Source organism: Paenibacillus sp. Soil724D2, assembly GCF_001427935.1.
Classification (GTDB): domain Bacteria; phylum Bacillota; class Bacilli; order Paenibacillales; family NBRC-103111; genus Paenibacillus_E.
This window is the reverse complement of record NZ_LMRY01000056.1, coordinates 330,758-348,328: the sequence shown is the minus strand read 5'-3', so window position 1 is coordinate 348,328 and position 17,571 is coordinate 330,758. Positions and strand designations below refer to the sequence as shown.

The 17,571-nt window shown below is 42.3% G+C and carries 9 protein-coding genes and 1 pseudogene; 7 read left to right on the top strand and 3 right to left on the bottom strand.

The annotated features are described in order from the left end of the window. Both ASG85_RS31675 and ASG85_RS31670 read right to left on the bottom strand, forming a co-directional pair. Entirely contained in the window at nucleotides 1-1,815 is a 1,815-nt protein-coding gene (locus tag ASG85_RS31675; protein WP_057306710.1) for a sensor histidine kinase, read from the bottom strand. Next, the gene (locus ASG85_RS31670; RefSeq protein ID WP_060648872.1) at nucleotides 1,799-3,400 is read right to left on the bottom strand and encodes a response regulator; all 1,602 of its coding nucleotides are present in this window, start codon (nucleotides 3,398-3,400) and stop codon (nucleotides 1,799-1,801) included. The genes ASG85_RS31675 and ASG85_RS31670 overlap by 17 nt, the downstream gene beginning before the upstream one ends. Before the next feature lie 227 nt (nucleotides 3,401-3,627). Between ASG85_RS31670 and ASG85_RS31665 the strand changes: the two genes are divergently transcribed. From ASG85_RS31665 to ASG85_RS37400, 7 genes and pseudogenes are all read left to right on the top strand, one after another. Beyond that, entirely contained in the window at nucleotides 3,628-4,608 is a 981-nt protein-coding gene (locus tag ASG85_RS31665) for an ABC transporter permease (protein ID WP_235549431.1), read from the top strand. Between the two features lie 36 nt (nucleotides 4,609-4,644). Further along, on the top strand, nucleotides 4,645-5,538 hold the full coding sequence (locus ASG85_RS31660) for a carbohydrate ABC transporter permease (protein WP_057306708.1): 894 nt from the start codon (nucleotides 4,645-4,647) through the stop codon (nucleotides 5,536-5,538). An 89-nt stretch (nucleotides 5,539-5,627) separates the two neighbouring features. Beyond that, the gene (locus tag ASG85_RS31655; RefSeq protein WP_060648871.1) at nucleotides 5,628-7,226 is read left to right on the top strand and encodes an ABC transporter substrate-binding protein; all 1,599 of its coding nucleotides are present in this window, start codon (nucleotides 5,628-5,630) and stop codon (nucleotides 7,224-7,226) included. A 158-nt stretch (nucleotides 7,227-7,384) separates the two neighbouring features. Then, nucleotides 7,385-12,094, top strand: a complete 4,710-nt coding sequence (locus tag ASG85_RS31650; RefSeq protein ID WP_060648870.1) for an OmpL47-type beta-barrel domain-containing protein — start codon at nucleotides 7,385-7,387, stop codon at nucleotides 12,092-12,094. 218 nt (nucleotides 12,095-12,312) lie between these two features. After that, on the top strand, nucleotides 12,313-14,172 hold the full coding sequence (locus ASG85_RS31645) for a heparinase II/III family protein (protein WP_060648869.1): 1,860 nt from the start codon (nucleotides 12,313-12,315) through the stop codon (nucleotides 14,170-14,172). A gap of 83 nt (nucleotides 14,173-14,255) precedes the next feature. Continuing rightward, on the top strand, nucleotides 14,256-16,316 hold the full coding sequence (locus ASG85_RS31640) for a hypothetical protein (RefSeq protein WP_060648868.1): 2,061 nt from the start codon (nucleotides 14,256-14,258) through the stop codon (nucleotides 16,314-16,316). 31 nt (nucleotides 16,317-16,347) lie between these two features. Next, nucleotides 16,348-16,473, top strand: a pseudogene (locus ASG85_RS37400) (LUD domain-containing protein); the annotation flags it as partial. Between the two features lie 190 nt (nucleotides 16,474-16,663). Here the strand turns inward: ASG85_RS37400 and ASG85_RS31635 are convergent. Next, a complete protein-coding gene (locus ASG85_RS31635; protein ID WP_060648867.1) occupies nucleotides 16,664-17,536 on the bottom strand; it encodes an AraC family transcriptional regulator in 873 nt (290 codons plus the stop codon). Nucleotides 17,537-17,571: the final 35 nt, after the last annotated feature.

Here is a 17,571-nt window from a genome sequence, read left to right as displayed (position 1 = left end):
TTACACGATTTCGTGCAAGTCTTTATTTTCCGGAATAACAATGAACACCGCCGTGCCTTTGTGTAGATTTCTTGTAACGAACACCCCGTATTCATCGCCAAATAGTAATTTAATCCGTTGATTTAAGTTTTTTAGACCAATATGCTTTTCCTCTAAATTAACCCCGCTGGCCAGTTTTTGCTGAAGACTAACGAGCTGAGTGTCAGGAATCCCTTGCCCGTTATCGGAAACGGTGATGACGATCCCGTCCGACGTACGCAGTCCCGTAATAATAATCTGTCCTGGTATACGGGTAGGAATAATACCGTGCAGAAAAGCATTTTCCAATAATGGTTGAATAGAAATTTTTAAGATTTGGCAAGTAAGAAGACTTTCTTGAATCTGCCATATGACGTCAAATTTGTTCGGATATCTGGCTTGCATAATTTCCACGTACTGTTTGGCATGCTGGATTTCATCGCGAATATCGGTCAATGGATGGTCAGTATCCAGACTTCGACGTAAGAGATCCGAAAGTGCTGTTACCATATTGGAAACAGGGTTGTGTCCTTTGGTTAATTCGATGGCCAGGTATTTAATCGTTTCCAAGGTATTGTATAGGAAATGCGGTGTCGTCTGATTTTGCAAGGCAATCGTTTGAGCCTTCCGTAAGGAATGCATACGAAGCTGAAGCTCTTGTTCGAGACCTTTCTTCGCATCTAGGGTTCGAAAGATCGAACTGGTGATGGTTCGTACCTCGTTCCATTTGCTTTTCTCATTGGAGTCCATGAGAGGCTCTAACTTTTCCTGGTCCTCAATCATAGACATGATTTGATTAACGGGTGAGAACGTTTTAATGGAGATCAATAAAGAAACAGCCAAGACGATGATACCACCGATTACAAAGAACAAATACATAAATGTACGTAAGTCTTTCATCTTTTGCTCGTAATTATTGAGAGGCAACAACGAGATATAGGTCAAATGTTTATCCCCTGAGGGGAGCACAGAAATGATGTATTTCTGGTTATGAATGGTTTTAATCAATGAAGTAGGAGCAGTAATATCCGACAGGACATCAGCACGATTCAGGAGATCGACGTCATGGATCTTGGACATAAATTCATTTCGATTATTGCTGTACACGACGACATCTCCACTCAAGATGTATGTGTTTTCAAATTGCTCACCGGTTTGATTTAAAAATTTACGAAGCTCTTCAATATCAATGTTAGCGGTGACAGCCCCAATTTTATTCTCATAGAGATAAGCAGGTCGTGTAAATGAAATGTAGAATGGATACGTATCATTCCGTTTACGTAGATCCAAATAAGAGCGATTGCTGTCTATTTTCTGATAGACGGTGTTATACCAAGTTTTGTCATCAAATTCAGTTAAAAGAGAGTCAAATCGATTGGAAAGCATGTACGTATTTTTCTCCGAAAACACGTAAAGGGAATCCATGTATTTAAAGGAACGTGTGTACATCGAAATCTTGTCATGGATTGTCTGCATTTTGGCAGCAAGATTGTTATTGTTATAGTCTGAAGGAGATAACATGAAGGAACCGACATCATCTTGATAAATCATTTCTAGCGAAACACGATCCATCTGTTTAAATATGGTGTCGATGCTGTCCTTTACGCGATAAAGGGCGTTCATGTTAACGCCGCTTATTTCCGTCTCAATGGCTTTATTCATTTGAACATACATCACAACGCTTAAACCTGTAAATGGAACGATCACTAAGAGAAATATCAGGATTAAACTTTTGATAAAGAGACTTTGAAACTTGTACATTCGGACAGCTTGTATTAAATTACGGTTTGTTTTCATGCTCAGCACCTTTTGAAAGCAAGCTTTTTTGCCTAATATAATCCTTAGGACTGACACCAGTTGTTTGTTTGAACAAGCGGGTAAAGTATTTACTATTGAGATAGCCAACTTTTTCAGTAATCTCATGAATTTTATATTGACGGGATTCTAACAAATCAATCGCTTTTTGAATGCGCAATTGGGTTAAATAATCAATATAATTGATACCTAAGGCTTGCTTGAAGATTCGGCTAAAATAAATATGATTTAAGAATACGTGATTAGCCACCTCTTCGAGTGATAAATCCCGATGAAAGTTCTGTAAAATATACTTCTGCGCTGCCTCGACGATCAGATTCGCATTCGTTTCTTTCGGATTTACATTGAGCACCATCAGCTCTCGGATGAATTGCTTGGCCCACCTGCGTACTTCTTCCAAATTATTGATTTCAATGACAGCATGGTAATTGTGAGCGGTCTCATGAGGTATTTTACCTATCAGCCCGCGATCAGCATAGTATCGAAATACCAAAGCGAACAGATCCATGATCAATCGATGCACAAATGAGATTGGCAAATTACGAAACTCGTCCATAAATCGGTCAAGCAAGCTCAAGGTTTCCTCTGTTTGGCCGTCCGTTATATTCGCCATGAATAGCTTATACTTCTCCAGGAGATTATCATATTCGATCGGCTCCAACCGCTCTTTACCTCGCGTCTCTTCATAGACCAGTTTTAACGGTACGCTAAATTGTGCTAATTCAACCAAGTTATGGAATGTGGCTGTCACGTGATAACGAATCTTGATGTCAAAATTGTTTCGGATTCGGGAGATAATTTGATTTAGCTCTACAACGAGTTGCTTTCCAAGCTCCTCTTGGCCTGCATTATGGTTTGGGAAAGCAAGTAATTTCATCCCCTGATATTCATTGAAAACGGCTTTATACAAGAAATTTGCATTCTCAGCAAGGAAAATGCTTTTTAATGAATAGGTTAACTTTTCTGGCTTAATGGTCAGCTTCTCCGGCTCACATAGCTCCAATTCAATTAAAGCGCAAGAGCAATGGGCAGGATCTATGGAAAGGGATAATAACTGTATTCGTTTATGAAGCTCATTCGTATTCCGTAAGGCGCCCATAACCAGATCGGTATAAAATTGCTCTTTCAATAGAGGGAGAAGCTCATCAAAGCGAACAGACTGCTGTTGCTGGTGGATATGAGCGTTTTTCTGTTGATCTAGCTTAAGCTTCAGGTTCTGGAATACATCTGTGATTACGTCGTATTTCGTCGGTTTTAACAAATAATTCTCTACATTATATGCAATGGCTTGTTGGGCATATTCGAAATCTTTGTAACCACTAATGATAATGACTCGAATCTGCGGATAGTTCTCATAAATATGCTTGGCTAACTGGATACCATTAATCTCAGCCATTCGAATATCGGTTAGCACGATGTCAACCTCATGGGTTTTTAAATATTCAATCGTCTCTTTACCGTCCTCGAAATCAGCAATGATCTGAAACCCAAGTGATTCCCAATCTAGGAAATATCTCAACCCTCTGCGTACAATCTCTTCGTCGTCAACCAGAATAAGCTTGTACATGATTCGCCATCCTCTCGCTGTTGTCACTTCATTATAGCGCAATGATACGTCATTATAGGAGTCTTTCTAGGGGATTTTAAGGATTGGTTGAAAAAAGTTACTTTACTTGCTTTTAGTGCCTTTATCCTATCGATTTACGCAACTTCGTAACCGTATCTTTAATTTGCCTCCCTATTCAGTTATACCCCTATTTCGTAGAATTAAATTAAGCAAAGGGGGAACGAAGGATGAAAGACACCGTCATTCATAACACGCCAGATCAAATGAAAAGCAAAGTAATTGCGAAGTCACTTGGGAGTAATTCATTTAAACGATTAGTTAGAGAGAATATAGCCCTATTTGCCCTAACCTTACCGGCTATTCTATATTTCCTAGTCTTTCACTATACACCAATGGTTGGGGTGATTCTGGCATTTAAAGACTATAAATATAGTGATGGAATTTTCGGGAGCGCATGGATCGGGTTTAAAAATTTCGAGTTCTTTTTTACTTCCTTGGATGCTTGGCGAATTACTAGGAATACAGTAGGATATGGTGCAATTTTCATCGTTTTGGGTAATATGGCGGCAGTAACGGTTGCACTATTGCTGTTTGAAATTCGCGGGAAAATAGCCTTGAAATTTTATCAAACATCGATGATCATGCCGCGATTTTTATCTTGGGTCTTAATTGGGTACATGACCTATGCGATATTCAATCCAACATTAGGTTATTTTAATCAAATGCTTCAATTTTTTGGTTTTGAGCCGATTGATGTGTACTCGAATGCGAAATACTGGCCTTATATTATCGTATCTGCCGAGATTTGGAAGACAGTTGGATTAAGCTCTATTATCTATTATGCGGCTTTAATGAGTGTCGATCCGGAATTGTTTGAAGCGGCCAAAATTGATGGAGCAGGTAAATTCAGGCAAATATTCGCCATCTCGCTTCCTTCACTTACCCCAGTATTGACCATCATTGTCATTCTGGCTGTCGGTAATATTTTCAGAGGAGACTTTGGATTGTTTTATCAAATACCAAGAGATATCGGTGTGTTATATCCAACAACAGATGTGATCGACACTTATGTATATCGTGGATTACGTAATGGAGATTTCGGGATCTCAGCTGCAGTGGGGTTGTTCCAATCGGTGGTTGGACTCATCTTGATTCTCATGAGTAACTGGATTGTAACCAAATTGAAGCCAGAAAATGCTTTATTCTAATCGTATACAAAAGAGTAAGAAGGAGGCGGTTAAAGAATGCCTAAGTCATTCACTGCCAATATAGGCAATAAGCTCATACACATGTTCATGATATTATTTAGTCTAGCGTTTATCATTCCTTTTCTACTGGTTATCGCCGTATCTTTCTCCAATGAGGAATCCGTATTGAAGTATGGTTACAAATTAATTCCTAAAGACTGGGATCTAACCGCCTATGGTTTAATATTCGGGAATCCTCAGCAAATCTTATATGCCTACTTAACCACTTCCGTTCAAGCGGTAGCTGGCATGGTTCTTGGATTGCTCGTCATGTCGACTTGCGCTTATGCGCTGTCACGAAAAAGTTTTAAGCTTCGCAGACCAATCGTCTTGTTCATTTTCTTCACGATGTTGTTTGGAGGCGGATTGATACCGAGCTACATCCTAATTACGCAGTATTTACACATCAATAATACGATTTTCGTGTATATTCTACCGTTCCTTGCGAATGCCTTTTATATCATTATTCTACGTACATTCTTTCAAGGCTTGCCAGATGCGCTGGTTGAATCAGCGAAAATGGATGGAGCCAGTGAATTCCGAGTATATTGGCAAATTATTTTGCCGCTGTCTAAGCCAGCGCTTGCAACCATCGGATTATTCGTTCTACTGGATCGATGGAATGATTGGTTTACATCCTTAATTTATATTCGCGATACAAAGCTTTACTCTCTACAATTTCTGTTGCAAAAAATCTTGCTTGAAATAGATTTCTTGAAAAATTCAATGACGTATGACACGAATATTGACAACATTAATCTATATAAGCTGCCTTCTGAAACACTACGGTTTGCAATGGCCATAGTGGCTGCAGGACCACTTCTGATGGTTTTCCCGTTTTTCCAAAAATATTTCTCTAAAGGTCTTACAGTTGGAGCTGTAAAAGGGTAATTACCTGTTTATACCAATTCCGGAGTTATTGCTTGGCTTCGGAGTTGTATAATATACTATTTGAGCAGATTGAAAGGGGATAAAGAAAAATGAAAACGCTTAAAAGTGTTTTTAGCAAGACGATTGTTCTTAGTATGACAACCGCGTTAATATTATCCGGATGTGGTAAAACGAGTACTGACAATCCAACCTCAACGACTAATGCGACATCAAGTGCTGCAGCAACAGAAGCAACAAAGCCGGTAACATTGAAGGTTGTAACATTCGGTGCAGGCAAACAAGCAGATTCTCAAGAGGTTTGGGATGAGTTTAATAAGCGTTTAGCTACGTTATTACCGAATACGAAGGTAGAATTCGAACCGATTACGGGATCGGAATTTGCTAATAAGTGGAAGCTTATGGCAGCGGCGGCTGAGCCGATTGACATTGCATGGACAGGATATGCATTGGATTATCCTGGTGAGGTTAACAAAGGATCTTACATGGAGTTGGATGCTCTAGTTGATAAATTTGCACCTGATATCAAAAAAGAGATTCCTGCTTGGGTATTAGACCGTGCTCGTGTTAACGGCAAATTGTATGCAATTCCAAACTATCAACAAGCGGTAGATAATCGTCCAACAATGCGTGTACCGAAAGAGTTTATCGATAAGGGATACATCGATCCGAAACTAGCACAGGAAACCTTTTATAAGAATGGTCCCGTTTCCAAAGAGTCTTTCGCTGTCATCGAAGGTTACCTAGAGAAGTTGAAGCAGAACAACCAATTACGCAAAGGCTTTAGCCCGGCTAATCTTCCAGGTATGCAGCATCACAACATGTTATCTACACCATTCAAGTTGGTTGGTGATTTGAAAGATCCGAAAAGCTTAAAGGTAGTCAATGTGTATGAAACCGAGCAAGAGCAGCTGTTTATCAAAACGATGGCAGATTGGTATGCCAAAGGTTACATACGTAAAGATATTTTGAGCATGCAAAATCAACGTCAAGATGAAGGCAAGCCAGACGGAAATATTGCTTGGTTCCATACAATGGTTGGCAGCATTGAAGATCAATCGAAGATTGATAGTACAAGATATGGCTTCCCGGTTCAGGTCATTCCAATGGAAGAGAAGTATGTGATCTCCAACTTGTCCGATGCCACCAATTTAGCTATCCCTAGAACTTCCAAAAATCCAGAGCGTGCGATGCAGCTTCTTAATTTATTAGATTCGAAGAAAGGGAAAGATCTGTATAACCTTCTTGTATGGGGGATTGAAGGCAAGCATTTCAAGAAGATTTCCGAGAATAAAATTGAAACAATTGGCTACTCTGGCCAAGGGACTTCAGATGCCAAATATGGTCAATGGAACTGGGCTTCTGGTAATACAGCAAATAGTTTCGAAACACAAGCCAACCCTGAGAATTTCACGAAAATTTGGCAAGATACGAATGCAGGTGCAACGATTTCTCCATTACTAGGATATAAACCTAATCTGGATTCAATCAAAACGGAGCTTGCACAGATTCAAGCCGTTGTGAAAGAGTATGCGGGTTCTGGAGCAACGCAAATCATTGAAACAGGAGCTGTTACTGATACTGACGCGAAATACAAGGAATTTATTGAGAAAATGAAAAAAGCGGGTTCAGAGAAAATAGCAGCTGAATTACAAAAGCAAGTTGACGAATTCTTGAAGACGAAGAAATAGTTTGAAGTAAAAGAAAGGCCAAATGCATAGAAGGGAGTCATTGCTTGTTTCTACAGCACGCAATGGCTTCTTTTAAACAGCTTTTTTGAAAGCGTTAACATTTATTAAAAAGTGTTTAAAAGTGAGTCCGTAATTTAAATCGAATGGAGGTAAAATTTATGCATCAGTGGACTGTAATGAAAATGCACAAAAAGATTGCCTTATCGTTGGCTTTACTTTTGAGTTGCGCACCCATTTTATCAATGCCGGTAAAGACTTTTGCAGCAGCTGTAACAAGCTACTACGTTGATGGAACAAATGGTAGTGATGCCAACAACGGCTTGACTATTGGGGGAGCTTTCAAGACCATCCAAAAAGCTGCCGAAGTTGCAGGATCTGGCGACAAGGTCGAAATTATGGCCGGTATTTACCGTGAAACAGTTACACCTAAAAGTGATGGAGTGACGTTTCAGAACTACAACGGTGACAATGTTACTTTGTCCGGAGGTGATTTGGTCACTGGATGGACTCCTACAGCAGATGCTGGTATCTATTCGGCACCAATGTCTTGGGATTACCAAAACGGTTATGGCAATATTGTCTATTACACGGATTCAGCGGGAAATGATACATCGCTGAGTCAAGCTAGATGGCCCAATATTCCTGACAGCCTGATGTTCGACAAAACAAAGTATGCCAAATTTTCATCAACGGGGGCTATTTCCGGTTCTATTAGCAACGGGGGAGCCAATCTGCAGATGGACAATGTCGCTCTTGCCGCTGCAAATCCATTGCCTAATAGCACATCAGCAGATGCTTGGAAAGATGCTCTGCTTGTTGCAACAGTGGCGAATGGGTTCGTCATCTATACCGGAAAGGTTACAGGCAGTAGTACTACCTTGAATTTTGAGTGGCCTTACACCACCGGTTACCTTCCCAAAACCGCATCTCCCGGGTTTGGTCTATACCTCACAAACTCCTATCAGGCACTGCTCTACGATGTGGCAAATCCGATTACCGGCGTAGCTGGTGTACCGGGAGTAGCAACTTGGTATAAGGACGTTGCTAACCAAAAATTGTATGTTGCTGTTCCGGGCGGAGCGGATCCAAATACCGGTAAGATTGAGGCGAAGAAAAGAGAGTTTGCTTTTGACTTAGCCGGTCGTACAGGTATTACCATCAGCGGAATTAACATTCGGGCTGCTGGTGTCAACTTTGCAAAATCCAGCAACAACATGCTCAAGGGTGCGACCGTTGAAATGGTGGATTCTTACAACAAGCCTTTTGCTGTTGATACAACGTTGGCGGGATTTGTATCCGGTTTAGTATTGGATGGTGACCATAACACGATTCGTGATAGTGAAGTGAAAAATATGTTTGGCTTTGGAATCGTTATCAAAGGCCACGACAACAATGTGATTAACAATCATATTCATGATTTTAACCGTTATGGACTCTATGCCGATGGTATCAATGTCAATGGGTACAATCATCTGATTAGCCACAATAGTATTCATGCGGGAGGTCGTGCTGCTATTGGCGGCGCGTTCACTAGCTCAGTCATTGCGTATAACGACATCTATGACGTGATGAAGATCTCCTATGACGGTGGTATTTTTTATGTTGTGAACAGCAATTTTGGCAGTTCAGAGATTCATCACAATACCGTGCATGATAGTCCAGGAGAAGGTATTTATTTTGATAACTTGAGTTTCGATGCCGTGGTTTATAACAACATCATTTGGAATGTTTCAGTAGGTATGCTCATCAACACACCCAATGAACGGATGATTTTGTTAAATAATACAGTATACAAAACGAATAGTCAGTCTTATGGTACGTGGGGGGATTCCGCTGCGGATGGAATCGGCTCATATGGAAGCGTACTTATGGGCAATATACTGGAGAATACTGGATTTGAATCTCAGGCTTCAGGTGGTGCTTATGAACAAGGCAACACCATAGATACAAGAACCAATCTTCAAGCTATGTTTGTAGATCCAGACAACAAAAATTTTGCACTGAAAAACCCAGACAGTCAACGAAGTGTCGTGATTCCCGGTGTTACCGACGGATTTACTTCTGCTACACCTGTAAGAGGTGCGGTTCAACCCGGCGTAACATGGCAATCGGGCCACGATTTTGACAATGCGGCAAACATCAACCCGACTTTCAAGCTAAACAATATTCCTTATAAGCAGTTGTTGATAAATGCCGGTTTTCCTACTGGTGATCTGACTGGTTGGACTACTACGAATACACCAGAAATCGTAGAACATAATGGATGGGATTTCAGAGCTAGCGGTTTGATAAGAGACGGCGTTTATGGTGTTGCTTTGAATGAAGGCGATGGGATTTCTCAAACGGTTACAGGTTTGAAACCAAACACCACCTATGATGTAAGTGTTTGGGGTAAAGTGTTGGGAAAACGAGTTGCAGCAACTACGTTGGCTGCTGGAAGTGATCCTGTTACTCCTGTTAAATATCGCAGCATGAATGGTTACATGATTCCGGGAACGAAAACTACCCTCAAGTTTACTGGTGTTGATTTCGGAGCGGCCTTGTACGACAAAGTATATTTTGGTACAGTTGCTGCCTCTGGTACTGGTAAGATTGAGATGTACATTGGTGACCCATTGAACGGTGGTACTCTGGTCGCAACGGATCCTCTTTCCGATGACGCAACTTCGGGACAAAAAGGTCAATGGCATTATAGAAATGCCATTGCACTCGCTAACGTGACAGGGGTTCAAGATGTTTACTTAGTGTTTTCAAATACAAATACTACGGTTCCTCTAAATTGCTATTTTGCTGATTTTACATTGTTTGATTCTACCGTTAATCCAGTTACGGATTACATTGAACTTGGAGCTAGTGGACTTACGAGTGGTGCAGTGACAAGTATGATTACTACAACAACCTTTACGAAGGGCACAGCAAGCCGTCCTAGCAACTTTTCCTTTACTACAGGACCAAGCGATACTAGTGTGACCATATATGCCAAAAAATCAGGTGGCGGCGGATTGACTGGTTATGTGGATGAGTTTGGTTTGGCAGAGAACTCGACTCCTGCTCCTGTTTATCAATCCTTAAACGCATTTGAAGGTTTTGAAAACGGATTGGATAATTGGGTAGTGGTACCAGGCAAGGGGACACCATCGACCAGTACGGCTGTTAAGCATTCCGGCAGCAATAGCTTTATCGTTAATGAGGATATGGATGCGATTCAACAAATATTCAACACCAGCTACAACAAAATAGTGACTATGTGGTTTTATGACAATGCCAGTGCGACGAATATGCAAGTTGCAGGATTTGTGGATGATAACGTATCGGCTAGAGCCATTGAAGTCAATACCCCGACTTCATCAACGAAATACGCAATTCGTTTAGATGGTACTCATACGGCAACAAATGTAACGAGAACCACAGGTTGGCATGAGTTCAAATGGGACTATACATCAGGCACAAAAGTAGATATGTACATCGATGGCAAGCTCGTTGCATCACCAACTGGCGTGACTAGTTTTAAGCGGATTATTTTAGGAGATCAGTGGTCTGGTAATACGAATACAGTGTACTTTGATGATATCAGTATCAAAGATGCTAACATCAAACCTGTAGCCGTAAGTACAGAGTTGACTACGCCGCAAACTAGCATGTTTAGCGGCACTTTATCTGCGAGCGATGCAAACGGTGATCCCCTGACTTACAGCATTGTGAGCAATGGCACAAAAGGAACTGCCGTGGTTACGAATCCGTCAACTGGAGAGTTTACGTATACGCCAAACCCTGATGTGATTGGCACCGATACATTTAGTTTCATCGTAAACGATGGAGTTGTAAATTCAGATGTCTCCACAGTGACGGTTCGCATACTGGATATTACTTCGCCTGTGACGACCGATGATGCGCAGAGCGGTTGGCATCAAGATGCACAGACGATTCAGTTAACAGCAACGGATGTAAGTAGTGGCGTTACGCAAACCTTTTTCAGCCTAAATGGTAGTTCGTTCGCAGAAGGAAATACAGTTCAAATTGATGAAGAGGGCTTGAATGAGCTCACGTACTACAGCATCGATGCTGCAGGCAATCAGGAAACTCAGAAATCAACTATTATCAAAATTGATAGAACCGCACCTGTCATTACAGCAGCAGTCTACGCAGTACAGCCTGGCGGACAGAACGGATGGTATGTAGATGAGGTAACTGTAAGCCTTACTGCGGAAGATCATTTGTCAGGCGTGGCCGCAATTGAATACAGTGTTGACGGAGGGGCTAACTGGCAAGATTACCAGGCACCTGTAACCATCAATCAAGACGGCAGCTATATCATCATGTTTCGATCGGTTGACAACGCGGGGAACGTAGAAACAGCACGGAGCATCTCTTTCAATCTGGACGCACATACGCCTAGCGTTACCATCTCTTCGCCTATTGATGGCAATAGCTACAGTGATTCCGGGGATTTAAGGCTGCAATTAACCGTGACCGATGATATTTCTGGCGTGGATAACAGCAAGACAACCGTTACACTAGATGGACAGACTTTACAGCATGGAACAACGATTCCGCTCTATTCGTTAGCGCTTGGCTCACACACGATTACAGTAACATCGAGTGACCTAGCGGGGAATACGCACCAAGAGACGGTGACATTCCAGACCATCACTACGATCGATTCCTTAAAAGCATTGGTAACTCGCTTCAGCGATAACAATTGGATAGATAACGGGGGAATTGCGAATAGCTTACAGAAAGAACTGGAAAAAGGTAACTTGGAGAGCTTCATAAATGAAGTGCAGGCGCAAAGCGGCAAGCATATTTCAAGTGAAGCAGCAGCCTATTTGCTTAGGGATGCAAGTTTTCTACAAAATAGCCTTAACTAAATCCGTTCATAACTGAATCACTCATGAGAATTTGGGCTATCCGAACTTTGGGTAGCCCCGTCTCATTAATTAATCCATGATTATCAAGATGTGCGAAAAAACAACAATTTAGTGCAGTTTAGGAAAACTTTGCGGTGACCTTGTAAAGTACAATGACAAATGGAGGATAGCATGATGTAGTTTCCCCCATTACTTGTTCTACGGGAAGGATGAATGAGATGCTACAGCAATTAACTTTTCGGCAACTTAAGAATGCGTTGGAGGAGACGCAACATCTCCCCCGTACACTTTATTCAGAAGCAACTTCTTCTGATAATTGGAGACGAATCAGGGAAGATGTGAACTACTCGGAATTCTGGCGTGCTCTGGAGAAACAAGCAGCAGAATTGATTGAAAATCCTGTCCGATCACCGCTTTTTACTGAGTTTACTTTATTTGGTGATACAGGAAACAGAGCGGTATTTCAGACACAGCGAGATCATTTGTATGCAGGAATCCATGCGTTCAGCATGCTTGCGATGACAGAGGATAAGCAAGAATGGAAGTCAGGATTAGAGAATACCATCTGGAACGTATGTAACGAATATACATGGGTTTTACCAGCGCATGTTGGACTTTACCATAATGATTACCCGAACGGCATCTGGGATCAACCAGCACCACCTCGTGAAACGGTAGACCTTTTGTCAGGTATGACCGCATTCACTTTAGCGGAAACTGTGTATTTACTCAAAGAAAGATTACATCCCTGGGTGGTTCATCGAGTGAAAGAAGAGATCGATAAGCGTATATTTCAAGTGTATTTCAATAATCCAACTCCGCAAAACTGGGAATTGAAAACAAACAATTGGCCGGCAGTTTGCTCAGCAAGTATAGGGGCAACAGCTATCTATATGATCGAAGATAGTGAGAAGCTGGCAGGAATGCTTTGGCGTGTGATTGGGGTGCTGAGAAATTACTTCTCAGGCTTCGACGAGCAAGGAGCGACACCAGAAGGACCAGCTTATTGGCAGTTTGGTTTTTCTTACTTTGTCTATTTTGCAGAATTGTTGAAAGAACGAACACATGGGCAAATCTCTCTCCTTTCGGAAGAGAAGGTCGAACGAATCGCGCAGTTCCCGCAATTTTGCATGTTAACTGGGGGCAAGGTGGTCAATTTCTCCGATTCACCTGACGAAGTAACCTTAAATACAGGCCTTATTCAACGGTTAAAACAGTATGTACCATCTTTACAGCTTCCTAATGAAGAGTACCATTTGAAGCCAGTTCCGGGCAATTGGCTAGATTCAACAAGACTGATGCTTTGGTCGTCATCACATACGGAATCGTTAGCCTCAACGGGTAGTGATGAGAGGGTTCAAGAGCAAATTTTTACCGGTAATCAATGGGTAATCTCCAAAGTAAGGGATTCGAGAGGTGGAACCACTGCTTTTGCTGCCAAGGGCGGACATAATGAAGAGCCACACAATCATAATGATTTGGGACATTTTATTATACATGTCGATGGTCAAAACATACTGGCGGATCTAGGGTTAGGGCTGTATACCAAGCAGTATTTCCAACCAAGCTATCGATACGAGATGATCAATGCAGGTTCTCATGGACATTCGGTTCCGATTATTGACGGCTGTAGACAAGGGTTTGGAAAATCATATCGGTCTGAGATTGTATACAGCCAAATATCTGAAGATAACGTTCAAATTGTCATGGATTTAACCAAAGCCTATGCGTGCCTTTCATTGGAAGGCCTCACACGTGAATTTATATGGAAGCGTCCGATCAATGAGACTCCGCAGTTGATTATTACGGATAAAGCCCTTTTTACTAATAGACCTGAATCCTTTCAGGAGGTTTTCATAAGCTCCGTGCAGCCTCAGGAAACAGGTTCCGGGCGTTTACAGATGAACTCTGTGACGTTGGTATACGATCCGGAGCAGTGGGAATTGGAAATTGAGCACATTTTCGTGGATTCGCAATATAAAACGGGAACTCCATTTTACCGAATCGTGTTGAATCGCACCCAGGTAGAACGGGAGATCATTTCCGAGTTTCGTTTTGAAATGAGTGAGATAGCTTAATAGAAGGTAAGGAAACGAAGAACTTTTTTGCCGGTGACTATTGAGATAGTTAAGATGACAGGACATATTATCGGAGGAACAGCATGTTTACAGCCAACGAACTGGACTATTTAGAAAGCTTATCCGGGGTAAACCCGATTCAGCAAGACATCGACGCGTTTAAACAAAAAGGCATGTTAGATGATCTCGAAGAAACCGGAATAACTCGTGACAAATATTTGGACTTTGCCGAAGCGCGAGTTCGTCAATTCGCCCCATTTTTAAGTGAATACGGGGGGGTTCTGGATTCAGGCGATGGGAAAGAACACGAATATGCAACCGCTGCATTTGTAAAAGCCGGGGCTATTCTACTAGCCAACGATCGCTGCAAGGATCTCAAAGAACAGATTTTGCTCGCGATGGATTGGGCCAGTACCTGTTTGGGTGAGAATAAAGTCCCTGATGACCATGCCGATTTCACTACGCACATGCTGGTTCGGGCGTATCAGATACTGGCGCCGATGGTAACTGCGGAACGGAAAGATACATGGAAAGCGAGTTTGTCCAACGTTGAGCCTGAGGTCACGTATTGCCAAACGCAACGAAGTTTTCCAGACATCCGTACCATCCGTAATTGGGCTACATATGCCATGCATGGCGAAATGATGAGGCTAAATGAAGGGTTCACGGACTCTATGGCTTTCATTGATAAGTATTTGAAACCGCAAATGCCGCGTTTTACGCGTGAAGGGCTATACCGCGATCCGAATATTCCGGTCGCCTATGATTTGGCTGCGCGTCAACAGCTTAGCGGGTTAATAGATGCCGGTTATAACGGCGAATGGAAGACATTTCTAGAAAGGCAGCTTCGCAAAGGTGCTCAAACGATGCTGTTTATGCAGTCTACCACCGGGGGAACGAGCTGCGGAGGCAGGAGTAACCAGATTATTTGGAATGAACTGACCTTTGCCAATCTGTGTGAACGGGAAGCATCGCTTTATGCTAAAGAAGGAGATCAAGAATGGGCAGGTATCTTTAAACGAGCTGCACGCAAAGCACTACAATCCATTCTGCGCTGGATAGAGGATCCCACCCAATTTAGGTTGTTGAAAAATCGGTTCGATAGCGGTCTCCGTAACGGTTGGGAGTTCTATGCCTATTATTCGACATACAGCTTGTATGCCGCTCAAATTGCTGCTTCGTGCTTTGAAAGTGCTGACGATAGCATTTCCGAGAAGGCAACACCGGCGGATTTGGGCGGATATGTGGTGCTAATTAAATCCTTCAATCGGATCTATGCCACTTCGAGGCCTCAGCAAGGAGCTTATCATCTCGTAATGGATACTGCTGCGCAAATGGGGCATGACGCAACCGGATGGGTGCGGCTCCACAAAGCGGATTATCTGGAGGAAACGGCGCTCTCGATGGGGATAGCTGGGCTGAGCGGCAATATTCACTTGAATTATTTTGTGGCCAAACAAATCATTCCGCGTCCCCATACGCCGGCAGCTATCGGCCTGTCATGGAGGGATGCGTACGGAGTCTGGCACAGATTAGCTAACTATGGCAGAAGAAAGCACGAAACGTTTCATTCCTTGAATGAAGAAGGGGCGCCAACCCATCCTGAAAAGCTGCATTGGAATGCCTTGCTTGTAAGTGGGGATGAAGATGGCGATGCGCTTTCATTCAAAATACGTTACGAGTCTACGGGGCTTCAGCTTTTAAATGACATGGATTTGCGTTCACCGGATGATGAACTGCACCCAACCTATTTGCGAGCCGTCGCTGATATGCTGCCAAGGCCTGGCATCGAAGGCATAGCGGCGACCACGGAATCTTATCGCATTGCACGCGAAGGCGTGACAACGGCATGGTCGGTGGAGGCTGCAGAGGATACGGAATTATCCGCAATTGGTGTAACGGTTCCGGTGCTCGTGACGAATGGAACCGATGGGACGGTCATCCGTGTGGATGGGAATAAGCTTTTCGTCTTATATTCGAATGCTGTCTATACTATTCAGCCTGAAGTTGAATCGGATGAAGTGGAACTAGAGCTTCTTCCTGGGTTGATGCCGAATCGAAATGGCAACTATCGTCTCGCGCAATGGAGTAGCAAGGATGCTCAGAAGGAAATCAAGCTTCATTTCTCATTAGAGCAGGCTTAATTAAAAAATAGAAGGAAACCAATTGAAAATAGGAAATGGTACTCTGCCCGCAGGTATTCAATTTATCTCTGGTCCCAGTCGTTCCGCTGATATTGAGAATGATTTAACCATCGGTGTTCATGGTCCAGGTATTGTATATGCAATAATAATTGAATAAAAGCCTTTATAAAAATCAATGCGCTAGGGTCCGAAGCGGTTATTTTCAACAGTCTTGAGAATAGTAGGGGGCGCAAAATAAACGGAGCCACGCGGGGTTGCGGGCTCTGTTTTACATTTATTTATGAAACTGCGCAATTCCTTTGTTGCTAGGTTCAAAAAGAACCTTCCTTCATTGCTTCAATCCGTAATTACTTTTTCAAAATCGGTATCCATATTTCGCTTTTAAAAGTTGGTGAGGTTACATCTTTATTCTCATTCCAAAGGATTTCTGGTCCTTCAATTGCTTCATAGTTTGAGGATGGAAACCACTCGGAATAAATGCGTCCCCATATATTTTGCAGCGTATCAGGAAATGGTCCGATTGCTTCGAATACAGCCCATGTTGAGGCAGAAACATTAAGCTGTGTTAGGTTATCTGGACACTCCTTCGTTGTTGCAACGCCAATATAGTGATCAAGCTCCCCTTTTTCCTCCATTCTGCCCTCAGAAAAGTTTGTGGATGCACTAAGGAGTCCCATAGGTTCGACATTAGAAAGGTTCTTAAGGCTATTGATCGTTTCGCTATCTAAGCTTTTCCACATCGAAGCAATCTCCGAATTAACCCCGTTGAATTGGATAGGAACTCTTTTCTTAATTCCAACAATGCGAAATGCCTCTTTTTCTTCAATTCGATAGATCATTTCATTTCCTCCTTTGATGGATAACTGGAAGGTCATTGGCGGGTAAGCTTTAAGTAAATGGCCATTATTTCTGGCTTCTGACGGTGCAATACCATGCAAATTTTGAAAAGCTCTTGCAAAAGAATCTGGTGAGTTGTACCCGTATTTCACAGCAATGTCTATGACCTTAACGCTGCTGCCTTTAAGCTCAAATGCTGCAAGAGTAAGACGTCTGCGGCGGATGTATTCCGATAGCGAAATACCTGCAAGGAAGGAAAACATCCTTTTAAAATGGTACTCGGAACAGAAAGCCCTTTTTGCTACCTCTTTAAAATCAATATCGTTCGCAAGGTTTTCCTCAATGTACCTTAAAGCACCATTCATGTTTGTAAGCAAATCCATTTATCTGACCTCCTTTATCAAAAGAATAGCAGGAA

What these genes read in the sequence shown, in the direction of transcription:
- ASG85_RS31660 (WP_057306708.1), top strand. Translation starts at nt 4,645, where the DNA reads ATGCCTAAGTCATTCACTGCCAATATAGGCAATAAGCTCATACACATG.
- ASG85_RS31655 (WP_060648871.1), top strand. Translation starts at nt 5,628, where the DNA reads ATGAAAACGCTTAAAAGTGTTTTTAGCAAGACGATTGTTCTTAGTATG.
- ASG85_RS31635 (WP_060648867.1), bottom strand. Translation starts at nt 17,536, where the DNA reads ATGGATTTGCTTACAAACATGAATGGTGCTTTAAGGTACATTGAGGAA.
- ASG85_RS31675 (WP_057306710.1), bottom strand. Translation starts at nt 1,815, where the DNA reads ATGAAAACAAACCGTAATTTAATACAAGCTGTCCGAATGTACAAGTTT.
- ASG85_RS31640 (WP_060648868.1), top strand. Translation starts at nt 14,256, where the DNA reads ATGTTTACAGCCAACGAACTGGACTATTTAGAAAGCTTATCCGGGGTA.
- ASG85_RS31670 (WP_060648872.1), bottom strand. Translation starts at nt 3,400, where the DNA reads ATGTACAAGCTTATTCTGGTTGACGACGAAGAGATTGTACGCAGAGGG.
- ASG85_RS31650 (WP_060648870.1), top strand. Translation starts at nt 7,385, where the DNA reads ATGCATCAGTGGACTGTAATGAAAATGCACAAAAAGATTGCCTTATCG.
- ASG85_RS31665 (WP_235549431.1), top strand. Translation starts at nt 3,628, where the DNA reads ATGAAAGACACCGTCATTCATAACACGCCAGATCAAATGAAAAGCAAA.
- ASG85_RS31645 (WP_060648869.1), top strand. Translation starts at nt 12,313, where the DNA reads ATGCTACAGCAATTAACTTTTCGGCAACTTAAGAATGCGTTGGAGGAG.